Here is a 22,046-nt window from a genome sequence, read left to right on the forward strand (position 1 = left end):
CTTGCGCCGTGCTACAAGATAATGCGTTTCAAGGGGGCTTGCAACGTACTAGCTGTGGATAAGCCTGTGCGTAAATTGTGTAAGAAACCAGGAATTCCCGTGTAGGCCGCGAACCTGCTGAGCTAGACCGTTTGTCACTGTTTTTCACTCGGGAAAAACGCTTCAGCGGATTTTTAAGGGCGCGAACCCTATCACAAAAAACCGGGTTGTCCGAACGCATTTGGCGACTTGTGTTCTGGTTGTACGCCGTTTATACAATCGGGCGGTGTTTACCCATTCTTATCCTCCCGAAAGATGACAAAAAGACGGGAGAAATGTGGGAGCGGCTTGCTCGCGAAAGCGGTGGGTCAGGCAATATCCATGTTGACCATGCCGCCGTCTTCGCGAGCAAGCCCGCTCCCACAGGGGAATTGAGTCAGGCCGAGCATTCTTCCTTATTAATAAAAACAGCAAGCAGAGGTCACTGGTGGAGCAAGAAGCCTGGCAGGTATTGATAGTCGAGGACGACCAGCGTCTGGCCGAACTCACCCGCGAATACCTGCAGGCCAATGGATTGCAGGTGGAGATTGAAGGCAACGGCGCGCTGGCGGCGGCGCGGATCATCAAGGAGCAGCCGGACCTGGTGATCCTCGACCTGATGCTGCCCGGTGAAGACGGTCTGAGCATCTGCCGCAAGGTGCGTGACCGTTATGACGGGCCGATCCTGATGCTCACCGCGCGCACCGACGATGCCGACCAGATCCAGGGCCTCGACCTCGGCGCCGACGATTACGTGTGCAAACCGGTGCGTCCACGGCTGTTGCTGGCGCGGATTCAGGCCTTGCTGCGACGCAGTGACACAGCCGAACCCGTCGCGGAGAAAAGCCGTCGCCTGCAATTCGGCCCGCTGGTGGTGGACAACGCCTTGCGCGAAGCCTGGCTCAGCGACAGCGGCATCGAACTGACCAGCGCCGAATTCGACCTGCTCTGGCTGCTGGTGTCGAATGCCGGGCGAATCCTCTCTCGCGAAGAGATCTTTACTGCGCTGCGGGGCATCGGTTACGACGGCCAGGACCGCTCGATCGACGTGCGTATCTCGCGCATTCGCCCGAAAATCGGCGACGACCCCGACCACCCGCGCCTGATCAAGACTATCCGCAGCAAAGGCTATCTGTTCGTCCCTGAAGCTTGCGTAGACCTGGCGCTGTGAACTCGATCTTCCTGCGCATCTACGGCGGCATGTGCGCGGCGCTGATTCTGGTGGCGGTGCTTGGTGTGCTGGCGCTGCACCTGCTCAATCAGGTGCGCAGCGAGCAGTACCGCGAGCGCCTCGCCCACGGCACGTTTTCGCTGATGGCCGACAACCTGCAACCGATGAACGAAACCGAGCGCCATCGGGCGCTGTTGGTGTGGGAGCGGCTGCTGGGGATTCCGCTGGCGCTGAAGAAGTTTTCCGAGACTGATCTGGACTTGTCACAGCGCACCCGGGTGCAACGCGGTCAAGCGTTGGTGGAGCAGACCGGCCCGCATGCTGCGCGGGTCTATCGACTGGTCAGCGACAAGGAACAGTTGCTGCTCACCGGCGACGTGCAACAGATCAGCGAACAACTGGCCCGTGCGACCATTTATCTGCTGGCCGATGAGCTGGTGCGTTTTCCGGTGGGCGAACAACCCAAGCGGCTGGCGCAGTTAAAGGAAGAGAAGGGCTTCGGTTTTGATCTGCGACTGGTCACGGTCAATGAGGCCGACATGGACGAAGACCAGAGCCGCCGCGTGTCCGAGGGCGACACGGTGATGGCGCTGGGCAAGGGTGGTGACTCGATCCGGGTGTTTGCCGGCATGGTCGGCACGCCGTGGGTGCTGGAAATCGGCCCGCTGTATCAGATGAATCCGTACCCGCCGCAATGGCTGGTGCTGATCGCCGTGCTCGGCCTGAGTCTGATCGGCCTGATCGTTTACCTGTTGGTGCGCCAGCTCGAACGGCGTTTGCGCGGCCTCGAAGCCGCCGCCACGCGCATCGCCAAGGGCAGCCTGGAAACCCGCGTGCCGGCCCGGGGCGCTGACTCGGTAGGGCGGCTGGCGGCAGCGTTCAACGGCATGGCCGAGCACTTGCAGCAATTGCTGGCGATCCAGCGCGAACTGGTGCGCGCGGTGTCCCATGAGTTGCGTACTCCGGTGGCGCGCCTGCGTTTCGGCCTGGAGATGATCGGCTCGGCCACCACCCCGCAGGCGCTGGAGAAGTACCGCGAGGGCATGGATCACGACATCGAGGATCTCGATAAGCTGGTGGACGAGATGCTCACCTACGCGCGACTGGAGCAGGGCTCGCCGGCGCTGACCTTTCAGCGCATCGACCTCGATGCGCTGGTCAATCAGGTGATCGAAGAGCTGGCGCCGTTGCGTGCCGGGGTCACGGTGCAGCGTGGTATGTGCCTGTCATCCACCGATAACGACGGCGCCTGGGTCGAGGCCGAACCGCGCTTCCTGCACCGGGCGTTGCAGAATCTGGTGAGCAACGCGATGCGCCATGCGCGCTCGAAAGTCACGGTGAGTTATCAGGTCGGGCAGTTGCGCTGCCGGGTCGATGTCGAGGATGACGGGCCGGGCGTGCCGGAGGTGGCGTGGGAGCGCATCTTCACGCCGTTTCTGCGTCTGGATGACAGCCGTACCCGGGCGTCGGGCGGGCATGGGCTGGGGCTGTCGATTGTGCGGCGGATCATCCATTGGCATGACGGCCGGGCGCTGATCAACAAGAGCAAGAGTCTGGGCGGGGCCTGCTTCAGTCTGAGTTGGCCGCGGAATCAGGAACGCCGCTGAGTTTTGTGGTGGCAGGGATGATGCCTTCGCGAGCAAGCCCGCTCCCACAGGGGAATGCATTTCAAGGGTGGGAGCGGGCTTGCTCGCGAAGGCGGCGGGACAGGCTGAAAAATCCTCAGGCCGGAATGCTGGCCAGACTCAGCAACTGCCCATCCTGCACCCCAAATTGCGCTTCCAGCTCGGTGCCATGACGCCATTCGCCAGACAAGTCAGTCAGCAAACGCAACCGAACCTGCCCTTGCTCTGTCCACTCCAGCACCTCGGCGTGCTCGAAATAAAAGCGCTTCTGCACAATCGGGTACAACGCCTTGAACAGGCTTTCTTTCACCGAAAACGTCAGCGTCACCAGCAACGCCAGTTGTTCCCTCGAACCGGCGGCCATGCGCTGCAGTTCCGCAGGCGTCAGGATCTCCCCGGCCAGGCGTTCGGCGCGGTCGGTGTCGAGCAGGTTTTCCAGGTCCATGCCCAAGCCACGCCAATGCTGCTTGTTGGCGACAATCGCCGCCGCACGCCCGGTGCTGTGGGTGATCGAGCCGCAGATGTGCGCCGGCCATACCGGTGCACGGTCTTCGCCAATCGCCGGAATCACGCTTGAGCCTTCCAGTTGCTGCAACGCCGCCCGGGCGCAAATCCGCCCGGCAAGAAACTCTGCCTGGCGCTTGGCAACCGAACGCTGAATGCTCGGCGGCGGCTCGATGGCACTGCGCTGGAAGTCGTCGCCGAGCAATTGTTTCGGGTCGAAACGGGTGCTCAACAGGACGGTCTCGCGCAGCACGCTGGGCAACGGCCAGTGAGCGTCGAGCGCGGTGCAGCAGGTGGGGAGGATCGGGCTGGAATTCATGGCGGGCATTTTGCCGGTTGAAGCCGCGACTGGGTAGAGGCTGCACACTTTTGTGGCGAGGGAGCTTGCTCCCGCTGGGGGCAAAGCCCCCCAAAACTGTGGACGAGGTCTGTCAGGTAAACCGCATCGGCAGGTTTTTGCGACGGCTTTGCCGCCGAGCGGGAGCAAGCTCCCTCGCCACAGGGGCAATGTCAGCCAAAGATTTTCTGGAAGAACGCTTTCATGTCCGCCCAGGATTTTTCATCGGCCGCTTTGTTGTAGCCGATATCCGGGCCACCGTGTTCACCGTGGCTCAAACGATCGGCATCGGGATTGGTGAAACCATGCTTGGCGCCGTCGAGGCTGACGAATGTGTAGTCGGCGCCGGCCTTGTCCATCTCGGATTTGAATGCGGTGACGTTGGCCGGGGTGACCATGCTGTCCAGCGCACCATGCTCGACCAGAATCTTCGCCTTCACACTGCCGGGCGTCGCCGGGGTGGTGGTCGCCAGCGCGCCGTGGAAACTCACCACGCCCGCCAGCGGCTCGCCCTGACGCGCCGCGTTGAGCACCACGCCGCCGCCGAAGCAGTAACCGATGGCGGCGATTTTATTCACGTCGGTCTGTGGCTGCTTTTTCAGCAGGTTCAGCCCGGCCTCGAAGCGCTTGCTGGAGGCGGCGGCATCCTGGGTCGCGGCCTGCATGAATGCCATTGCATCCTTGGGGTGCTCGGTGTTCTTGCCTTCGCCGTACATATCGATCGCCAGTGCGCTGTAGCCCAGCTCAGCGAGGTCGCGGGCGCGGCGTTTGGCGTAGTCGTTCAGCCCCCACCATTCATGCACCACGACGATCCCCGGGCGCTTGCCCTTGATCGCGTCGTCGTAGGCGTAGTAGCCGATCAGTCTGGTGCCGTCGGCACTCTGGTAGGGAATCTCCTGAGTCTTGATTGCGGCGTTGGTCAGACTGCTGGCCGCGAGCAGGGCGAGGGCGAGGAACAGGCGCATGGTCGGTCTCCTTATCGAAAGTGGTCAGGACAGCCTAGTCGATTTGATTCAGTGCAGGTTCAACGAGCGTTCAGGGCAGGTACAGGGGCGGCTTGCTAACCTTGCATCCAGTCGAACAGCAATGAGAAAGTCGTCGCCCGTGCCGTCGCCTTCGCGAGCAGACTCGCTCTCACAGGTATGCTGTTGAAGTTGGAGCTTTTGATTTACCCGGGAGAGCGTTATGAAACTGTTGGTCGTCGAAGATGAAGCGCTGTTGCGCCATCACCTGCAAACCCGTCTGACGGAGAGCGGTCATGTGGTCGAGTCCGTGGCCAATGCCGAAGAGGCGCTGTACCAGACCGGGCAGTTCAACTTCGATCTGGCGGTCATCGACCTCGGTTTGCCGGGCATGGGCGGTCTGGACTTGATCCGGCAGTTGCGCTCGACCGGCAAGACGTTTCCGGTGCTGATCCTCACTGCGCGCGGCAACTGGCAGGACAAGGTCGAAGGCCTGGCCGCCGGTGCCGACGATTACGTGGTCAAGCCGTTCCAGTTCGAAGAACTCGATGCACGACTCAACGCCTTGCTGCGTCGCTCCAGCGGGTTCACCCAGTCCACCATCGTCGCCGGACCGCTGTTGCTGGACCTCAATCGCAAGCAGGCATCGCTGGATGAAGAGCCGCTGGCGCTGACTGCCTACGAATACCGCATCCTCGAATACCTGATGCGCCACCACCAGCAAGTGGTGCCCAAGGATCGCTTGATGGAGCAGCTCTATCCGGACGACGACGAGCGCGATCCGAACGTGATCGAAGTGCTGGTCGGCCGCCTGCGCCGCAAGCTCGAAGGCACGCGCGGGTTCAAGCCGATCGATACCGTGCGCGGTCTCGGCTATCTGTTCAATGAGCCTTGCACTTGATTCGTTCTCTTCGCGTTCGCTTGATGCTCGCCGCCACCACGTTGGCGGTGTTGTTCATGCTCGGCTTGCTCCCCGCCATGCAGGGCGCGTTCAGCCTGGCGTTGCAGGACTCGATCGAGCAGCGGCTGGCTTCGGACGCCACCACGCTGATCTCTGCCGCCCGCATCGAGAACGGCCGCCTGATGATGCCGGCGCAATTGCCCGATGAGCGTTTCAACCTCACCGACAACCGCTTGCTCGGCTACATCTACGATCGCGAAGGCAAACTGGTCTGGCGCTCGAAAGGCACGCAGGAAGAGCAGATCAACTACAAGCCGCGTTACGACGGCATGGGTAACGAGTTCGCGCGGATCCGCGAGAGCGACGGTCAGGAGTTCTTCGTCTACGACGTCGAAGTCAAACTGCTTGGCGGTAAAAGTGCCGCGTTCAGTATCGTTGCCCTGCAACCGGTGCGTGAATACGAAAACACCCTCGAAGGCCTGCGCGAAAATCTCTATCTGGGCTTCGGTGCCGCATTGCTGGTGTTGCTGGCGCTGTTGTGGATCGGCCTGACCTGGGGCCTCAAGGCGCTGCGCCAGCTCAGCCAGGAACTCGACGAAATCGAAAGCGGCACCCGCGAAAGCCTCACCGAGCAGCACCCGCGCGAACTGCTGCGCCTGACCGGCTCGCTCAACCGTTTGCTGCTCAGCGAACGCCAGCAGCGCAGCCGCTACCGCGACTCTCTCGATGATCTGGCGCACAGCCTGAAAACCCCTCTGGCGGTGTTGCAAGGGGTCAGCGAAGACATGGCGAAACGTCCCGAAGATCGTGATCAAGCCTGGGTGCTGCAAACCCAGATCGAGCGCATGAGTCAGCAGATCAGCTACCAACTGCAACGCGCCAGCCTGCGCAAAAGCGGGCTGGTGCGCCACCAGGTCCGTCTGCAGCCGGTGCTCAAAAGCCTGTGCGACACACTGGACAAGGTCTACCGCGACAAACGTGTGCGGGTGGCCTTCGATCTGCCGGAGCACTGCTATGTGCCGATCGAGCAGGGCGCTTTGCTGGAGATGATGGGCAACCTGCTGGAGAACGCCTATCGCCTGTGTCTGGGCGAAGTGCGCATCAGCGTTCGCGAGAGTCTGGCCGGGACCGAGTTGTGCATCGAAGACGACGGCCCGGGCGTACCGCCGAATCAACGGGCGCGGATTCTGGAGCGTGGCGAGCGTCTGGATCGACAGCACCCCGGGCAGGGCATCGGCCTGGCGGTGGTCAAGGACATTATCGAGAGCTACAACGCCAAACTGATGCTCGGGGATTCACCGATGGGCGGGGCGGCGTTCAGGATTCAGTTTCCTGCGGTTTAGTCGGCACCTTTCGGGCCTCTTCGCGAGCAAGCTCGCTCCCACATTGAATCGGCGGCGCTCGCCATTCCCCTGTGGGAGCGAGCTTGCTCGCGAAGGGGCCTGCCGCCTCGGCGTAAAACTCTGCGGAGGCTTACTGCTCCTGCGCCCGATAAGCCCCCGGTGTCAGCCCCGTCCATTTCTTGAACGCCCGGTGAAACGCCGACGGCTCGGAAAACCCCAGCTGCTCGGCAATCTGTTGCAACGACAGATCCGCCCGTCCCAGATGATAAATGGCGATGTCGCGGCGCAACTGATCCTTCAATTCCTGAAAACTGGTGCCTTCCTCACGCAAATGCCGACGCAGGGTTTGCGGGCTGATGTGCAGGTGCGCGGCCACCGCTTCCAGATCCGGCCAGTGCGCGCTGTCGCGGCTGAGCAAGCGGCGCAGGCGGCTGCTGAGACTGTCGCCGTCGTCCGGACGTGATAGCAGGTCGGCGGGGGAGCGTTCAAGGAAGTGCTTGAGGGTGCGTTCGTCCTGCAACAGCGGCATGTGCAGGTAGCGGCTGTGAAACAGCAGGCTGCTTTGGCCCTCGGCAAACACCAGCGGGCAGGGGAACAGCAGGTCGTACTCGGCACCATGCGCCGGTTTCGGATAACTGAAAGTGGCCTGCTCCAGACGAATCCGCTGGCCGATCAGCCAACTGCCGAGGCGATGCCAGATCACCAGCAGGCTCTCGCTGAGAAAGTGATCCGGGTCCCATAGCTGCGAATCATCGAGGCTCAGGCGCACCCATTCGTCTTCGCGGCTGAGGTCCAGGCGCGGGGCCCCCGGGAATAGGCTATAAAACAATAAACCGCGTTGCAGTGCCTTCTCCAGGTTGCGGCAGTGGATCAGGGCGTGGCACATCATCGCGAAGCTGCCGGGTTTGCTCGGTACGTTGCCGAAGCCCAGGTACTCATCATCCAGCGCCAGCCACAGGCTCTGGATCAGTTGGGTGAATTGCTCCGGTGCAATTCGCGCCCGCGGCTCATCCAGCAACTCGGGACTGATGCCCAGTCGCTGCAGCAGTGGCGAATAGTCGAAGCCCGAACGGCGTGCGCCACCGAGGGCGGCACGGGCGAAATGGCTGGCGATGGTGCGTTCGCGCATAAGCGGCGGATCCTTCCTCTGGCGCCGGATGGTAGCCGGGGCATGCGCATGGCAACAAGGCGGATTTCCGCCAAATTGTAGGACGAGAGCCAACGAGTTGGCGGAAATCCGCCACACTCACGTCACCGGGCAGTGACAAAAATTACCCTGCACTGCCTGATATCAAAAGGCTTGTAGCGAATTGCACCAATGTGGCACGGCGTTTGCGATAAGAGCGACAGAAGTGTGCGTCTATCCCGCCGGAGAAGCGCCGCTCGACACAACAAATCCCTCCAGTGCAGGAGGGTTCGCAATTCAGGTTTTGCGCTCGACAGATGGATGTTGCCCGCAGGACGCTTGAGGAAACTTGCAATGACGACTCGTCAGCCACTCTACAAATCCCTGTATTTCCAGGTGATCGTCGCAATCATCATCGGTATTGCACTCGGTCACTACTACCCGCAGTTCGGTGTCGCGGTAAAGCCGCTGGGTGACGGGTTCATCAAACTGATCAAGATGATCATTGCCCCGATCATCTTCTGCACCGTGGTCAGCGGCATCGCCGGCATGCAAAGCATGAAATCGGTCGGCAAGACCGGTGGTTACGCACTCCTGTACTTCGAAATCGTTTCGACCATCGCGCTGCTGGTCGGCCTGATCGTGGTCAACATCGTGCAGCCGGGCAACGGCATGCACATCGACGTCAGCACTCTGGACGCTTCGAAAGTTGCCACCTACGTGGCTCAAGGTGCTGATCAGAGCGTTGTCGGCTTCCTGCTCAACGTGATCCCGACCACCATCGTCGGCGCGTTCGCCACCGGTGACATCCTGCAAGTGCTGATGTTCTCGGTGATCTTCGGTTTCGCCCTGCATCGCCTGGGTGACTACGGCCGTCCGATCCTCGACTTCATCGATCGCTTCGCCCACGTGATGTTCAACATCATCAACATGATCATGAAGCTCGCGCCAATCGGTGCCTTCGGTGCGATGGCATTCACCATCGGTGCCTACGGTGTCGGCTCGCTGGTGCAGCTGGGTCAACTGATGGCCTGCTTCTACATCACTTGCGTGCTGTTCATCCTGATCGTGCTGGGTGCCATCGCCCGCATGCACGGCTTCAGCGTGCTGAAGATGATTCGCTACATCCGTGAAGAGCTGCTGATCGTACTGGGTACTTCTTCGTCGGAATCGGTACTGCCACGCATGCTGATCAAGATGGAGCGTCTGGGCGCCAAGAAATCGGTAGTGGGTCTGGTGATCCCGACCGGTTACTCGTTCAACCTCGACGGTACCGCGATCTACCTGACCATGGCCGCAGTGTTCATTGCTCAGGCCACCGACACGCACATGGACATCACGCACCAGATCACCCTGCTGGTGGTGTTGCTGCTGTCCTCCAAAGGCGCAGCCGGTGTGACCGGTTCGGGCTTCATCGTGCTGGCAGCCACCCTGTCGGCGGTCGGTCACCTGCCGGTGGCCGGTCTGGCGCTGATTCTGGGTATCGACCGTTTCATGTCCGAAGCCCGCGCCCTGACCAACCTGGTCGGCAACGCCGTGGCAACCATCGTCGTCGCCAAGTGGGTCAAAGAGCTGGACACCGACGTACTGCAATCCGAGCTGGCCTCGGGCGGTCGCGGTATCGCGGATACCCGTCCGGAAGATGATCTGGGTGTGGCTGAAGGCGTGGCTCCGAGCAACGTCAAGTAACTGCAGTTTGGTACTACCTTGTGGCGAGGGAGCTTGCTCCCTCGCCACACAGGCACTGAAGAACCTGCCTCGGCAGGTTTTTTATTGCCGGCGATTTGAGCATTACGGTCACTGCCGCTGATGCATCCGGTGATTGCCGTGCGCGGCAGCGCTGCCTAGGCTGGGTGTATCGCCCAAGGAGATCGCCCATGTCTGCGCCGCTGGCCTCACTGAAAATTCTGGATTTCTCGACCCTGCTGCCGGGGCCGTTCGCCTCGCTGTTGCTGGCGGACATGGGCGCCGATGTGTTGCGCATTGAATCACCGACGCGCATGGATCTGCTGCGGGTGTTGCCGCCGCACGATCAGGGCATGTCGGCCAGCCACGCTTACCTGAACCGCAACAAGCGCAGTCTGGCGCTGGACCTCAAGCAGCCTGAAGCGCTGGAGGTGGTCCGGCAGTTGCTGACTGAATACGACATCGTCCTCGAGCAGTTTCGTCCCGGTGTGATGGAGCGTCTGGGCCTGGGTTACGAGGCACTGAAGGCGATCAACCCGAAGCTGATTTACGTGTCGATCACCGGCTATGGCCAGACCGGCCCGTACAAGGACCGCGCCGGGCATGACATCAACTATCTGGCGCTGGCCGGGCTTGCCAGTTACACCGGCCGCGCTGACAGCGGGCCGTTGCCGCTGGGCATGCAGGTGGCGGATATCGCGGGTGGTTCGCTGCATGGGGTGATCGGCCTGCTGGCGGCGGTTATCGCCCGGCAGCAGACAGGGCAGGGCACGCACCTGGACGTGAGCATGACCGACTGCGCCTTCAGCCTGAACGCCATGGCCGGTGCCGGGTATCTGGCCTGTGGCGAGGAACCGCATTGGGAAGAGCAGATGCTCAATGGCGGCAGCTTCTATGACTACTACCGCTCGCGCGACGGACGCTGGCTGTCGGTGGGCAGTCTGGAGCCTGCGTTCATGCAGCAACTGTGCACGGCGTTGGGCCGGCCGGAGCTGGCGGCGCAGGGCTTGTCGCCGAAACCCGAGCAGCAGCGGTTATTGAAGGAGGCGTTGAAAGTTGAATTCGAGAAGCACGACTTTGCCGAGCTGTGCGAGTTGTTTGCCGGAGTTGATGCCTGTGTCGAGCCGGTATTGAACCTGAGCGAGGCGGTGCAGCATCCGCAGTTGCAGGCGCGTGAATTGGTGACCCAGGTGCCGCGGGGGGACGGTACGACGCAGGCGCAGATTGCCTGTCCGCTGAAGTTCTCCGAGGCGCTGCCGGCGCCGCGGCATGCCGGGGCGGGGTTGGGGCAGCATACGGAGCAGGTGTTGGGGGAGTTGGGGTTTAGTGCTGAGCGGATTGCCGAGTTGCGGCGTGCCAAGGTGATTCTCTAGCGTCTGTGCCGCCCCTTTCGCGAGCAAGCCCGCTCCCACATTTTGAAATGCGTTCCCCCTGTGGGAGCGAGCCTGCTCGCGAAGGGGCCAGTCGGGGCAATACAAAAACCGACTACTCCACCCGCATCTCACCACTGAACACCAAGGTGTTGCGGCATCTACGGCACAAATACCGTCGCCCCTGCCGTACCAGACTATGGCGCTGCGCCGAAAACGGAAAATCACTGTCGGCGCACGGGCATTTGTAGATATAGCGGGTCACGCTGCGGCGTTTGATTGCGTAGGTGTGGCAGCGATCCGGCGGCAGTTCGTAAACCCCGCGCATGATCAATTGCCACTCCTCGCCATGCGGCTGGATGCGGTCGCCAAACAGTTGATGAGCGATCAGGTGCGCGACTTCGTGGGCCACGGTCTGCTTGAGGAAGTGTTCGGTGTTTTCCCGGTACAGCTGCGGATTGAAGCGCAGCAGGTTCTCGTGCAGATGCGCGACACCGGCTTTTTGCCCGCGCAGCTTGAGGCTGACGACGGGGCGTTGGAAATGACGTTTGAAAAAGGCTTCAGCGAGTTGGTAACAGTCTTCGACGCGGGTATTGAGTTGCTCGGGCATGCTTGATGGATCTCCAGAGGCGTCGAGTATGCCGCAACCTCCCGGACTTGCGAATCGCTGACCTGCCGAATGGTCATCCGCCATACGAGAAGGCCGCCTTGCGGCGGCCTGTATTGGCAGATCTTGTTGTTCTCGGGGGTGAAGCATCTCAGTTGGTATACACCGGCCCCACGCCGAGGCCCCAGACAATCACGGTGAACGCCATGATGGCCACCAGTACCACCAGACCCACCGCCAGCACCGAGCTGGAAAACAGGAAGCCTTCGTCCGACGGAATGTTCATGAACGTCGGCAACCCTACATACAGCAGATAAACCGTGTAGCAGATGGCCGCCGTGCCGACGATCATCCCCAGCCACATATGCGGATACAGTGCCGCCAGCCCGCCGACGAACAACGGTGTCGCGGTGTAGGTGGCGAAGGCCACGCAGCGGGCCAGGCTCGGATTGGCGTCATAGGTGCGGGCCATCCAGTGCACGAACGCGCCCATCACCGCGACGCCGCCGAGCATCGCCAGGTACGACATCACCGTCATCCAGATTGCGCTTTCCACGGTGAGCATCACCGGCGCGCGGCTGCCGATCACCCAGCCGACCTGAGTGGTGCCGATAAACGCCGAAACGGCCGGAATCGCCGCCAGGATCAGCGTGTGCGTCAGGTACATGTGGCTGATGCTTTCCTCTTGGTCGCCACGGATTTCCTTCCATTCCTGATCGGGGTGGGTAAAAAGTCCCACTACGTGATGGATCATGCCAGTCACTCCTCTTGTTATTGCCATCGCCCCCCAGCGGAGCGCCTACGGGCCAAGGTGGCCGAGCAAATACAGGTCTTCAGATGTGTGCGACCTTATGTCGCAGTATAGAAAGGACTTAACCGCACAGGTGATAGGGGCTTAGAGCAAATCGCGCTGTAAACAGGGGGCGTAATCGCGGCAGGGTCTTGCACGGTTGAGGCCGGATCACCTCTGTGGCGAGGGAGCTTGCTCCCGGCTCGGCTGCGCAGCAGTCGCCAATCCTTCCGGTTCGGTGCGTCAGGAAAACAGCGGCTGCAGGTTTGGGGGCGCTTCGCACCCCAGCGGGAGCAAGCTCCCTCGCCACAGGGGATCGGGTGATAGGGACAGACCCACGGCCCTTCGCCCCCAGCGGGTTTTTTGCGTAAAATGCCCGCCTTTCGTCACACCTCACGGATTTCGCGTCATGGGCACTCTTACGGTCAACCAGAACAAACTGCAAAAGCGCCTGCGCCGCCTGGCCGGCGAAGCGGTCGCCGATTTCAACATGATCGAAGACGGCGACAAGGTCATGGTCTGCCTGTCCGGGGGCAAGGACAGCTACACCATGCTCGACGTGCTGCTGCACCTGCAGAAGGTTGCACCGATCAAGTTCGAAATCGTCGCGGTGAACATGGATCAGAAGCAGCCGGGTTTCCCCGAGCATGTGCTGCCGGCCTATCTGAAAGAGCTGGGCGTCGAGTACCACATCGTCGAGAAGGACACCTACTCGGTGGTCAAGGAACTGGTGCCGGAAGGCAAGACCACCTGTTCGCTGTGTTCGCGCCTGCGTCGCGGCACGCTGTACACCTTCGCCGACGAAATCGGCGCGACCAAGATGGCCCTCGGTCACCATCGTGACGACATCGTCGAGACGTTCTTCCTCAACATGTTCTTCAACGGCACCCTCAAAGCGATGCCGCCGAAGCTGCGCGCCGACGACGGCCGTAACGTGGTGATCCGTCCGCTGGCCTACTGCAACGAGAAAGACATCCAGGCTTACTCGGACTTCAAGGAATTCCCGATCATCCCGTGCAACCTCTGCGGTTCGCAGGAAAACCTGCAGCGTCAGGTGGTCAAGGAAATGCTTCAGGACTGGGAGCGCAAGACTCCGGGCCGAACTGAAAGCATCTTCCGCAGTCTGCAGAACGTGGTGCCGTCGCAACTGGCCGACCGCAACCTGTTCGACTTCACCAGCCTGAAGATCGACGAAACGGCGGCTTCGCGCTTCGTCAACGTGGTCAATCTGTAAACCCATTCCAGGTGGGAGCGGGCTTGCTCGCGAAGGCGGTGTATCAGTCGCTATATGCGCCGACTGACACTCAGTCTTCGCGAGCAAGCCCGCTCCCACATGGGTTTCTTCGTTTCATTCAATAGGAGAGGGCATGCGCGATTACAAGTGGCTGCACGAATACTGTCTGAACCGCTTCGGTTCGGCGGCTGAACTGGAAGCCCATCTGCCCGTTCCCAAGACTCCCGCGCAATTGCGCAAGATCAGCGACGATCGTTACCTCTCGACCATGGCCCTGCGGGTATTCCGCGCCGGGCTCAAGCACAGCCTGGTGGACGCCAAGTGGCCGGCTTTCGAAGAAGTGTTCTTCAAGTTCGACCCGGAAAAGGTCGTGCTGATGAGCGCCGAGCACCTCGAACGCCTGATGCAGGACGCGCGAATCATCCGCCACCTGGGCAAGCTCAAGAGCGTGCCGCGCAATGCGCAGTTCATTCTCGATGTGGAGAAGGACAAGGGCAGTTTCGGCGCACTGATCGCCGACTGGCCGGTGACCGACATCGTCGGTCTGTGGACCTACCTGAAAAAGCACGGCCATCAGTTGGGCGGGCTGTCGGCGCCACGCTTCTTGCGCATGGTTGGCAAGGACACCTTCGTGCCGAGCTATGACGTGGTCGCGGCGCTGAATGCGCAGAAGATCGTCGACAAGGTGCCGACCAGTCTGCGCGATCTGGCGATTGTGCAGAACGCGTTCAACCAGTGGCATGAACAGAGTGGTGGGCGGCCGATGAGCCAGATTTCGATGATGCTGGCGTACACCGTCAATCATTAAGACCGCATCGCTCCATTCGCGAGCAAGCCCGCTCCCACAGGATCCTTGTTGAAACACAATATTGTGATCGACACAAAAACTGTGGGAGCGGGCTTGCTCGCGAAGGCGTCAGCTCAGGCGACGGAAATCTCGCCCTCGCCAGCCAGCTTGCGATTCAACTGATACCGCCAGCGCACATACAGCAGCGCCGAGCAGAACAGCGCCAGGCTCGCGACCATCTCCAATACGCCAAACAGCTGCCGGTTCGGGTCATACGCCGCCAGTGCGCCCTTGATGAAATACAGATTCACCACAAAACACATCCACGAATGCCCACGGGCGCTGCCCATGATCATCGCCGGGGCGAGAACGATCCACGGGATCAGCTCGACCAGCAAAATCACCCACGGTCGGGCGCCATGCAGGTCGGCGAATACCAGGTAGTAAGCGGCGAGCAGCCCGGCGAGGCCGAAGAAGCACAGCAGGCTGAGGGCCCGCATCGCCTTGACGCGGGGTTCGAGCCACTCCACCGAGGGCAGGATTTTCGCCTTCTTCGCCACCCTCAGCCCTCCAGTTTTTGCGCGGTTTTCGCCAGGCGTGCGCCGAGTGCGCGACACAGCGCCATCTCGTGCTGATCCAGACCTTTCTTGCCATCGGCGCCAGCGTGATGACTGGCGCCATATGGCGTGCCGCCGCCCTGGGTTTCCAGCAGCGCCGACTCGCTGTACGGCAGGCCGGTGATCAGCATGCCGTGGTGCAACAGCGGCAGCATCATCGACAGCAGGGTGGTTTCCTGGCCGCCGTGCAGGCTGGCGGTGGAGGTGAACACGCCGGCCGGTTTACCGACCAGTGCACCGGTCAGCCACAGGTTGCTGGTGCCGTCGAGGAAGTACTTGAGCGGTGCGGCCATGTTGCCGAAACGCGTCGGGCTGCCGAGTGCGAGGCCAGCGCAGTTCTTCAGATCGTCGAGGGTGGCGTAGAGCGCACCTTCGTCAGGGATGCCCGGGGCCACGGCTTCGCACTCGGTGGAAATCGCCGGTACGGTACGCAGGCGCGCTTCGAGGCCGGCCTGCTCGACACCGCGGGCGATCTGCCGAGCCATCTCGTTGGTCGAACCGTTGCGGCTGTAATACAGAACCAGAATGTATGGCGCGCTCACGGCAACAGCTCCAGGATCTGCTCCGGAGGACGGCCGATCACGGCCTTGTCGCCGACTTCGAGAATCGGCCGCTCCATCAGTTTCGGGTGTTCGGCGATGGCGGCGATCAGTTGCGCTTCACTGAGGCTCGTGTCCGCCAGCTGAAGCATTTTGTATTCATCTTCTCCCGTGCGCAGCAGTTGCCGTGCGCTGATGCCGAGCTTGCCGAGCAAGGCCTTGATCTGCGAGGCGTCCAGCGGCGTTTCCAGGTAACGCACCACGTTTGGGGTCAGGCCACGGGCCTCGAGAAGTTCCAGTGCGCCGCGGGATTTCGAGCAGCGCGGATTGTGATAAAGCGTCAGATCGGTCATGGCGGGTCGCTTCTGGCGTAAAGTGGCGGCTATTCTAACTGTGCAGCGCGCAATCCAGAACCTTCAGAGGCGATGGGTCGCAGGCGCATCCAATTTTTGACCAGGGAACACGACATGACACGGCGATTGGCAGCGGCATTGACGATAATCGGGGCGTTGATGCTGGGGGGCTGCGGGAATGACTACGGCATTGACCAGAATGGTCAGAAGGTGGCGTCCGAGCGTCTGGATAAACAATGGGTAGTCATCAATTACTGGGCCGAATGGTGTGGCCCGTGCCGCACGGAAATTCCTGAACTCAATCATTTGGCTGACGAACTCAAGAGCAAGAATATTGGGGTGTTCGGGGTCAACTTCGACAACGTGCAGGGTGAAGACCTGAAGAGCGCCAGCGAGAAGCTGGGCATCAAGTTCACCGTACTGGCGCAGGATCCGGCGGACCTGTTCGACCTGCCGCGCAGTGAGGCCTTGCCGGTGACCTACATCATCGACAACAAGGGCAAGGTGCGTGAGCAACTGATGGGCGAGCAGACGGCGGCTGGGGTGATGGCCAAGCTGGAGGCGTTGCAGGCGACAAAGTGAGTTGAATGGGCTTTTGTGGCGAGGGAGCTTGCTCCCGCTGGGCCGCGAAGCGGCCCCAAACCCTGCTGACTCGGTGTCTCCGGCAACGCGCGGTTAACGGTTTTGCGACTGCTGCGCAGCCGAGCGGGAGCAAGCTCCCTCGCCACAGTAACCTCAGTGTGCGTCTAAGGGGGTTAACCCTCTTCCAGCCACCAACGCAACGGCTTGCCTTCCGCCGGCCAGAAGCGCATCTGCTCGATCGGCGAGATGTCCCAGCGTTCCACGCCTTGCAGCGCCTGCAGGAAGCGTTGTTCCTGCTCCATCAGCGCCGGGGCGCAGAGTTTGCGGGTCTTGCCGATCGGGCCGAAGCTCAGCTTGTCACCCTCGAGGGTGTACGGTGCGAACCAGTGGTTGCAGCCGCCATTGCCATACGCGCGGCCATCGTCACCGAGGGTCACGGTCAGGTGGCTGTAATCCATCAATGGCCGCTCGCCGATCCACTCCAGAATGTAGCTGCGGTTCTGTTGCAACTGCACTGGCTCTGCGGCGCAGCCCACCAGACCGGCACCGACCAACAGGGGCAGGGCAAGGCGTTTCATCACGCAGGCTCCTGGCATTTGGGGCACAGGTGTTTGTCGCCGACGGCTTTCCAGCCCAGCTCGGCGATGCGCGCCGTGGCGGCCGGTTTCTCGGCGGTCTTGCCCAGCTTGGCGTCCACCGCGAACTCGAAGCTCAGCTCTTTGGCGCAGCTGTCGCAGTTGACCTGCCAGGTGTGGATTGCCAGTTCGCCGAATACCGGGCCCGTGGTCATCGCGGTCCATTGGCCCGGCGGATTGATCAGGTGGCGTACGGAGTCGACAGTCAGGCGCATGGACAAGTCCTTGCTGCCTTTGAGGGTGACCAACAGGACGTCACCGTTACGGATCGAGCCACCGTTGCCGGTGACCTGATAGCGGCCCGGTACGAGGGCGCGGCATTCGGTGAGGGTGTGTTGCGGGTTCATCAGGGTGTAGCGGAAATCGTGTTCGACCATGGGTCCTCCAAATCTGCGCGACATGCTAGCACGGGCTGGATTGCAGGATGGCGTACGTGTGTGACCTTCGATCCGGTTCAAATTGCTCGGCGCTCATGGCAAACTGCCGCCCTTCAATCTGAGGGAACGGAACATGGCGCTGATCGAATGTTATGAATGCAAGCGGAGCATCAGCTCTGAAGTCAAGGCGTGCATTCATTGTGGTGCTCCGATGGCGCAGCAACACGGGCACAATCCGCAGCAGCCGACGGTCGCCGCTGCCGCGACGACAATTTCATTTGGCAGTCTGCCGCGCAACAAGTCCGTGCCTGAAGCCTTCGTCCCGCCGCCAGCCCCGGAGCCCGCGCCGAAAGTGACACCGGCAGCAGTCGGTCGCCGTCGTCGGCAGCCCGAGCCAACCCCTCAACTTCAGCCCAACGCCGACGGTTCTCGTCCGGTGGAAGGCTGGTTGAAGATCATGGTGTTTCTGCTGCCGATGGTCTTTGTCTGGTTCCTGCTGCGTAACGGTCATTCGATGAAGCAGCGTTTTTTCGGTTTTGGCTGGCTGGCCCTGCTGATCCTGGCCTCGTCGCTGTCGCCGAAATAAGCCGGTAATCCTCAGCCCTCGACCTGGTTCTGCGGTGCGCCTGCAGCCCAGGTCGCGATGTTGTGCAGGGTGGTCGCGGCAATCGCGCCCAACGCCTCGTGGGTCAGAAACGCCTGATGCGCGGTGATGATCACATTCGGGAAGGTCAACAGCCGCGCCAGCACATCATCCTGCAACGGCAAGTCGCTGCGATCCTCGAAAAACAGCTGCGCCTCTTCCTCATACACATCCAGGCCCAGATAGCCCAGTTGGCCGTCCTTCAAGGCGTCGATCAGCGCGGGTGTGTCCACCAGACCGCCGCGTCCGGTGTTGATCAGCATCGCCCCCGGTTGCAAATGTGCCAGTGACTCACGGTTGATCAAGTGTTTGCTCTGTGCATTGAGCGGGCAGTGCAGGCTGATGATCCGCGACTGCGCGAGCAGCTCCGGCAGGCTCAGATAACGCGCGCCCAAGGCCACAACCTCGGGGTTTGGATACGGGTCGTACGCCAGCAACTCACAACCGAAGCCGTGCATGATTTTCGCGAAGGTCGCGCCGATCTGCCCGGTGCCGACGATGCCGACGGTCTTGCCCACCAGATCGAAACCGGTCAGGCCGTGCAGCGTGAAGTCGCCTTCGCGGGTGCGGTTGTAGGCACGGTGCAGGCGCCGGTTGAGCGCCAGAATCAACGCCACCGCATGTTCGGCCACCGCATGCGGCGAGTAGGCTGGAACCCGCACCACGGCCAGCCCGAGGCGTTTCGCCGCGACCAGATCGACATGGTTGTAGCCCGCCGAGCGCAGCGCGATCAGCCGCGTGCCGCCGGCCGCCAGCCGCTCCAGCACCGGCGCACTGAGATCGTCATTGATGAAGGCGCAGACCACCTCTTGCTGTTCGGCCAGGGCGGCGGTGTCGAGACTGAGCCGGGCCGGCTGAAAGTGCAGTTCTATTCCGGTCGGGCAATCGACGGCGAGGAAACTGTCGCGGTCGTAGGTCTGGCTGCTGAAGACGATCGTGCGCATCAATTCCTCCTGGAACGGGGTGGCGAGTCAGGGTTGACGGTCACCACTTTAAAGGCGAATGCCGCTGCCGGCATTGCCGTGGATCAGGCGCTGATCCTGGCCTGAGTGGCGAGGCGATTGATCGCCCGCTCCAGCTCTTCCAGCGCCGCCACGGCTTTGGGATCGCCCTGTTTGAGCAGGGTTTCACTGCGCTGACAGGCCGCGCGCAATTGCGGCACGCCACAATATCGGGTCGCACCGTGCAGGCGATGCACGCGCTCAATCAATGCGTTCTGATCACGGGCTTCGCTGGCGGCACGAATCGCTTCGCGGTCGGCTTCCAGCGAGGCGAGCAGCATTGCCAGCATGTCGGCGGCAAGATCCGCCTTGCCGGCGGCCAGGCGCAGGCCTTCCTCATGGTCGAGCACCGGCAGCTCATTGCTGCCTGCTGCGCTGTCGCTGGCGCGCTCCGGGCCTTGATTACGCAAGGCCAGACCGGTCCATTTCAGCACCACTTGCGCCAGTTGCCGCTCGCTGATCGGTTTGGTCAGGTAGTCATCCATGCCGCTTTGCAGCAAGGCGCGTTTTTCGTTGGCCATGGCGTGGGCGGTGAGGGCCACGATCGGCAGCGGCGTGCAATGCCGTTCGCTTTCCCACTGGCGGATGGTTTCGGTGGTCTGACGTCCGTCCATCCCTGGCATCTGCACGTCCATCAGCACCAGATCGAAGGATTCGCTCTGCACCGCTTTGACCGCCGCATAGCCGCTTTCCACCGCGAGCACCTTGGCGCCCATGTCTTCGAGCAGGGTCTGCACCAGCAACAGGTTGGCCGGGTTGTCGTCGACGCACAGTACTTTCGGCGCGCGACTCGACAGCGGTTCGCCCGGTTCGCTGCGTGGTTGGCGCGGGTTGGCCAGATCGGCCAGTGCCCGGCGCAGTTTGCGCGTGCAGGCCGGTTTGGCCTGCAACTGACTATGTGGGTTCGGTACCGAGAGATGGAACAGCGTCTGTTCGGTGGTCGGGCACAGCACCAGTACTTTGCAGCCCAGGTGCTCCAGATCCCAGATGTGCTGGTTCAGACGCTCCGGGAGCATGTCGTTGCTGGTGATGCCGAGCACCGCAAGGTCGATGGCCTGATCGGTCTGGTGTGCGCCGGTGACGCCGTTGGTCAGGCTCTCCAGCGTATTGAACGGCGTGACGTCGAGGCCACAGTCTTCCAGTTGATGCTGTAAGGCCTGGCGCGCCAGTTCGTGATTTTCCAGCACCGCCACACGGCGTCCGAGCAGCGGCGGGGCCGGTAGGTCTTCGGTGTCGTCGCGGGCTTTGGGCAGGCTCAGGCTGATCCAGAATTCCGAGCCTTCGCCGGGGGTGCTGTCGACGCCGATTTCGCCGCCCATTTGTTCGATCAGGCGCTTGGAAATCACCAGACCCAGACCGGTACCGCCAGGCTGGCGCGACAACGAGTTGTCGGCCTGACTGAACGCCTGGAACAACGCGCGCACATCCTGACTCGACAGACCGATGCCGGTGTCCTGAATGCTGATGCGCAGCTGCACGCTGTCTTCGTGCTCTTCTTCGAGCATGGCGCGGGCGACGATAGTGCCTTCGCGGGTGAACTTGATCGCATTGCTGACCAGGTTGGTGAGGATCTGCTTCAGGCGCAGCGGGTCACCGACCAGCGACAGCGGTGTGTCGCGATAGACCAGACTGACCAGCTCCAATTGCTTGGCGTGGGCTGCCGGCGCCAGGATGGTCAGGGTGTCCTGCAACAGGTCGCGCAGGTTGAATGGAATATGGTCGAGCACCAGTTTGCCGGCCTCGATCTTCGAGAAATCGAGGATCTCGTTGATGATCCCGAGCAGGCTGTCGGCGGACTTTTCGATGGTGCCCAGATAGTCGAGCTGGCGCGGGGTCAGCTCGCTTTTCTGCAACAGATGCGTGAAACCGAGAATGCCGTTGAGCGGCGTGCGGATCTCGTGGCTCATGTTGGCAAGGAACTCGGATTTGATCCGGCTCGCCTCCAGCGCCTCTTTGCGTGCCAGATCCAGTTCGATGTTCTGGATCTCGATGGTTTCCAGATTCTGGCGCACGTCTTCGGTGGCCTGATCGACGCTGTGCTGCAGTTCTTCGCGGGCGTTCTGCAAGGTGCCGGCCATGCGGTTGATGCCCGAGGCGAGCTCGTCCAGTTCCTGACTGCCGAGCGGTGGCAGACGGGTTTCCAGATGACCGTCCTTGAGCTGGGCGACCGCGTGTTTGATCTGGCTCAGCGGGCGGTTGATGGTGCGGCCCATGCGCAAGGCGAGCAGGGCCGCGCCGGCAAGGCCAGCGGCGATCAACAGCAGGCTGGCAAACAGGCTGCGATAACCGCGCAGCAGCATGCCGTTGTGCGACAGCTCCAGTTCGACCCAGCCGAGCAGACGGTCGGACTCTTGCGGAATCACGTCGCCGGCAAGATTGCGATGCTTGCCGAACACCGGCATGAGGTAACGGGTGGCGTCATTGCCGCTGCGCCGTTGCAGTTGCGCACTGTCGCCGCTGGGCGCCTGATTGAGCATGGTCGGGCCGGCGTGCGCCAGCGGTGTGCGGTCGGGGGCGAGGAAGGTGACGGCGCGCACGTCGGGTTGTTCGAGAGACTGGGTGGCGATGCGTTCCAGCAGATCGGTGTTGCCGTGGCCCATGGCGGGCGCCACCAGCGGCGCCAGTTGCTCGGCGATCATTTCACCGCGCTGCATCAGTTGGGTCTGCAGGTCGGACTGTTGCATCCAGGTGAAATAACCACCGAGAACCAATGCCATCAGGCTGGTCGGCAACAGGGTCAGCAACAATACGCGACCTTTGATTCCCAGTTTCTTGAGCACACCCATCTCCTGCATCCCGCTGAACTGTTGACTCTTACGTGCATCCGGCACGCGACAT

Annotated in this window: 22 protein-coding genes; 10 read left to right on the top strand and 12 right to left on the bottom strand. The window is 61.8% G+C overall.

Annotated elements, in window-relative coordinates; all coding sequences use genetic code 11:
• The first annotated feature begins 466 nt into the window (after positions 1-466).
• The gene (locus M0814_RS08655) at positions 467-1,189 is read left to right on the top strand and encodes a response regulator (protein ID WP_103485449.1); all 723 of its coding nucleotides are present in this window, start codon (positions 467-469) and stop codon (positions 1,187-1,189) included.
• Positions 1,186-2,796 (top strand): ATP-binding protein, encoded by a 1,611-nt coding sequence (locus M0814_RS08660; RefSeq protein ID WP_003227208.1) that lies wholly within the window; start codon positions 1,186-1,188, stop codon positions 2,794-2,796. Before M0814_RS08655 ends, M0814_RS08660 begins: the two co-directional genes overlap by 4 nt.
• A 115-nt stretch (positions 2,797-2,911) precedes the next feature.
• Here M0814_RS08660 and M0814_RS08665 read toward each other — a convergent pair whose 3' ends face one another.
• Positions 2,912-3,637, bottom strand: coding sequence for a 4'-phosphopantetheinyl transferase (locus M0814_RS08665; RefSeq protein WP_103485450.1), 726 nt, complete (start codon positions 3,635-3,637; stop codon positions 2,912-2,914).
• Between the two features lie 191 nt (positions 3,638-3,828).
• Positions 3,829-4,620: a dienelactone hydrolase family protein gene (locus M0814_RS08670; RefSeq protein ID WP_103485451.1), complete on the bottom strand. Its 792-nt coding sequence runs from the start codon at positions 4,618-4,620 to the stop codon at positions 3,829-3,831.
• A 220-nt stretch (positions 4,621-4,840) separates the two neighbouring features.
• On the opposite strand from M0814_RS08670, the gene M0814_RS08675 reads away from it, so the two are divergent.
• Together M0814_RS08675 and M0814_RS08680 are read left to right on the top strand one after the other, a co-directional pair.
• A complete protein-coding gene (locus tag M0814_RS08675) occupies positions 4,841-5,518 on the top strand; it encodes a response regulator transcription factor (protein ID WP_103485452.1) in 678 nt (225 codons plus the stop codon).
• Positions 5,515-6,861, top strand: coding sequence for an ATP-binding protein (locus tag M0814_RS08680; RefSeq protein ID WP_045122590.1), 1,347 nt, complete (start codon positions 5,515-5,517; stop codon positions 6,859-6,861). The genes M0814_RS08675 and M0814_RS08680 overlap by 4 nt, the downstream gene beginning before the upstream one ends.
• A 130-nt stretch (positions 6,862-6,991) precedes the next feature.
• Here the strand turns inward: M0814_RS08680 and M0814_RS08685 are convergent, their stop codons facing one another.
• Positions 6,992-7,990 (bottom strand): AraC family transcriptional regulator, encoded by a 999-nt coding sequence (locus tag M0814_RS08685; protein ID WP_103485453.1) that lies wholly within the window; start codon positions 7,988-7,990, stop codon positions 6,992-6,994.
• Between the two features lie 351 nt (positions 7,991-8,341).
• On the opposite strand from M0814_RS08685, the gene M0814_RS08690 reads away from it, so the two are divergent.
• Both M0814_RS08690 and M0814_RS08695 read left to right on the top strand, forming a co-directional pair.
• Positions 8,342-9,676 (top strand): dicarboxylate/amino acid:cation symporter, encoded by a 1,335-nt coding sequence (locus M0814_RS08690; RefSeq protein WP_103485454.1) that lies wholly within the window; start codon positions 8,342-8,344, stop codon positions 9,674-9,676.
• 188 nt (positions 9,677-9,864) lie between these two features.
• Positions 9,865-11,046: a CaiB/BaiF CoA-transferase family protein gene (locus M0814_RS08695; RefSeq protein WP_103485455.1), complete on the top strand. Its 1,182-nt coding sequence runs from the start codon at positions 9,865-9,867 to the stop codon at positions 11,044-11,046.
• 112 nt (positions 11,047-11,158) lie between these two features.
• Here the strand turns inward: M0814_RS08695 and M0814_RS08700 are convergent, their stop codons facing one another.
• Positions 11,159-11,653 (bottom strand): SprT family zinc-dependent metalloprotease, encoded by a 495-nt coding sequence (locus M0814_RS08700; RefSeq protein ID WP_003227192.1) that lies wholly within the window; start codon positions 11,651-11,653, stop codon positions 11,159-11,161.
• A 148-nt stretch (positions 11,654-11,801) separates the two neighbouring features.
• Positions 11,802-12,404, bottom strand: coding sequence for a Yip1 family protein (locus M0814_RS08705; RefSeq protein ID WP_003227189.1), 603 nt, complete (start codon positions 12,402-12,404; stop codon positions 11,802-11,804).
• A gap of 445 nt (positions 12,405-12,849) precedes the next feature.
• Here M0814_RS08705 and ttcA point away from each other — a divergent pair, with 445 nt between their 5' ends.
• Positions 12,850-13,674, top strand: a complete 825-nt coding sequence (gene ttcA / locus M0814_RS08710; protein WP_007968702.1) for a tRNA 2-thiocytidine(32) synthetase TtcA — start codon at positions 12,850-12,852, stop codon at positions 13,672-13,674.
• A 133-nt stretch (positions 13,675-13,807) separates the two neighbouring features.
• Positions 13,808-14,482 carry a DNA-3-methyladenine glycosylase I gene (locus tag M0814_RS08715; RefSeq protein WP_103485456.1) on the top strand — a complete coding sequence of 225 codons (675 nt, stop codon included), beginning with the start codon at positions 13,808-13,810 and terminating at the stop codon, positions 14,480-14,482.
• Between the two features lie 113 nt (positions 14,483-14,595).
• Here the strand turns inward: M0814_RS08715 and M0814_RS08720 are convergent, their stop codons facing one another.
• From M0814_RS08720 to arsC, 3 genes are read right to left on the bottom strand one after another with little or no spacing between them, the layout of a single operon-like run.
• Positions 14,596-15,021: a DUF2069 domain-containing protein gene (locus M0814_RS08720; protein ID WP_103485457.1), complete on the bottom strand. Its 426-nt coding sequence runs from the start codon at positions 15,019-15,021 to the stop codon at positions 14,596-14,598.
• Positions 15,022-15,023: 2 nt separating this feature from the next.
• Complete coding sequence (gene wrbA, locus M0814_RS08725) at positions 15,024-15,620, bottom strand: NAD(P)H:quinone oxidoreductase (protein ID WP_103485458.1); 597 nt, start codon at positions 15,618-15,620, stop codon at positions 15,024-15,026.
• Positions 15,617-15,970, bottom strand: a complete 354-nt coding sequence (arsC, locus tag M0814_RS08730) for an arsenate reductase (glutaredoxin) (RefSeq protein WP_103485459.1) — start codon at positions 15,968-15,970, stop codon at positions 15,617-15,619. Before arsC ends, wrbA begins: the two co-directional genes overlap by 4 nt.
• Before the next feature lie 114 nt (positions 15,971-16,084).
• Here arsC and M0814_RS08735 point away from each other — a divergent pair, with 114 nt between their 5' ends.
• Positions 16,085-16,552, top strand: a complete 468-nt coding sequence (locus M0814_RS08735; RefSeq protein WP_096796797.1) for a TlpA disulfide reductase family protein — start codon at positions 16,085-16,087, stop codon at positions 16,550-16,552.
• Positions 16,553-16,725: 173 nt separating this feature from the next.
• Here the strand turns inward: M0814_RS08735 and M0814_RS08740 are convergent, their stop codons facing one another.
• Both M0814_RS08740 and M0814_RS08745 read right to left on the bottom strand, forming a co-directional pair.
• The gene (locus tag M0814_RS08740) at positions 16,726-17,130 is read right to left on the bottom strand and encodes an META domain-containing protein (RefSeq protein WP_003227175.1); all 405 of its coding nucleotides are present in this window, start codon (positions 17,128-17,130) and stop codon (positions 16,726-16,728) included.
• Entirely contained in the window at positions 17,130-17,564 is a 435-nt protein-coding gene (locus M0814_RS08745; protein WP_103485460.1) for a hypothetical protein, read from the bottom strand. Before M0814_RS08745 ends, M0814_RS08740 begins: the two co-directional genes overlap by 1 nt.
• A 133-nt stretch (positions 17,565-17,697) precedes the next feature.
• On the opposite strand from M0814_RS08745, the gene M0814_RS08750 reads away from it, so the two are divergent.
• Positions 17,698-18,150: a hypothetical protein gene (locus M0814_RS08750; RefSeq protein WP_003227171.1), complete on the top strand. Its 453-nt coding sequence runs from the start codon at positions 17,698-17,700 to the stop codon at positions 18,148-18,150.
• A gap of 11 nt (positions 18,151-18,161) precedes the next feature.
• Here M0814_RS08750 and M0814_RS08755 read toward each other — a convergent pair whose 3' ends face one another.
• The gene (locus M0814_RS08755; RefSeq protein WP_103485461.1) at positions 18,162-19,151 is read right to left on the bottom strand and encodes a 2-hydroxyacid dehydrogenase; all 990 of its coding nucleotides are present in this window, start codon (positions 19,149-19,151) and stop codon (positions 18,162-18,164) included.
• A gap of 83 nt (positions 19,152-19,234) precedes the next feature.
• Complete coding sequence (locus tag M0814_RS08760; protein ID WP_003227166.1) at positions 19,235-21,988, bottom strand: response regulator; 2,754 nt, start codon at positions 21,986-21,988, stop codon at positions 19,235-19,237.
• Between the last annotated feature and the right edge of the window lie 58 nt (positions 21,989-22,046).

Source organism: Pseudomonas sp. MWU12-2020 (genome assembly GCF_023100605.1).
GTDB classification, from domain to species: Bacteria; Pseudomonadota; Gammaproteobacteria; order Pseudomonadales; family Pseudomonadaceae; genus Aquipseudomonas; species Aquipseudomonas fluorescens_H.

Excerpts from the sequence above, each read along its gene's own strand:
- M0814_RS08670 (WP_103485451.1), bottom strand. The coding sequence starts at position 4,620 with ATGCGCCTGTTCCTCGCCCTCGCCCTGCTCGCGGCCAGCAGTCTGACC.
- M0814_RS08685 (WP_103485453.1), bottom strand. The coding sequence starts at position 7,990 with ATGCGCGAACGCACCATCGCCAGCCATTTCGCCCGTGCCGCCCTCGGT.
- M0814_RS08665 (WP_103485450.1), bottom strand. The coding sequence starts at position 3,637 with ATGAATTCCAGCCCGATCCTCCCCACCTGCTGCACCGCGCTCGACGCT.
- M0814_RS08750 (WP_003227171.1), top strand. The coding sequence starts at position 17,698 with ATGGCGCTGATCGAATGTTATGAATGCAAGCGGAGCATCAGCTCTGAA.
- M0814_RS08700 (WP_003227192.1), bottom strand. The coding sequence starts at position 11,653 with ATGCCCGAGCAACTCAATACCCGCGTCGAAGACTGTTACCAACTCGCT.
- M0814_RS08690 (WP_103485454.1), top strand. The coding sequence starts at position 8,342 with ATGACGACTCGTCAGCCACTCTACAAATCCCTGTATTTCCAGGTGATC.
- M0814_RS08745 (WP_103485460.1), bottom strand. The coding sequence starts at position 17,564 with ATGGTCGAACACGATTTCCGCTACACCCTGATGAACCCGCAACACACC.
- M0814_RS08755 (WP_103485461.1), bottom strand. The coding sequence starts at position 19,151 with ATGCGCACGATCGTCTTCAGCAGCCAGACCTACGACCGCGACAGTTTC.
- M0814_RS08735 (WP_096796797.1), top strand. The coding sequence starts at position 16,085 with ATGACACGGCGATTGGCAGCGGCATTGACGATAATCGGGGCGTTGATG.
- ttcA (WP_007968702.1), top strand. The coding sequence starts at position 12,850 with ATGGGCACTCTTACGGTCAACCAGAACAAACTGCAAAAGCGCCTGCGC.
- M0814_RS08705 (WP_003227189.1), bottom strand. The coding sequence starts at position 12,404 with ATGATCCATCACGTAGTGGGACTTTTTACCCACCCCGATCAGGAATGG.
- M0814_RS08715 (WP_103485456.1), top strand. The coding sequence starts at position 13,808 with ATGCGCGATTACAAGTGGCTGCACGAATACTGTCTGAACCGCTTCGGT.
- M0814_RS08675 (WP_103485452.1), top strand. The coding sequence starts at position 4,841 with ATGAAACTGTTGGTCGTCGAAGATGAAGCGCTGTTGCGCCATCACCTG.
- M0814_RS08740 (WP_003227175.1), bottom strand. The coding sequence starts at position 17,130 with ATGAAACGCCTTGCCCTGCCCCTGTTGGTCGGTGCCGGTCTGGTGGGC.
- arsC (WP_103485459.1), bottom strand. The coding sequence starts at position 15,970 with ATGACCGATCTGACGCTTTATCACAATCCGCGCTGCTCGAAATCCCGC.
- M0814_RS08695 (WP_103485455.1), top strand. The coding sequence starts at position 9,865 with ATGTCTGCGCCGCTGGCCTCACTGAAAATTCTGGATTTCTCGACCCTG.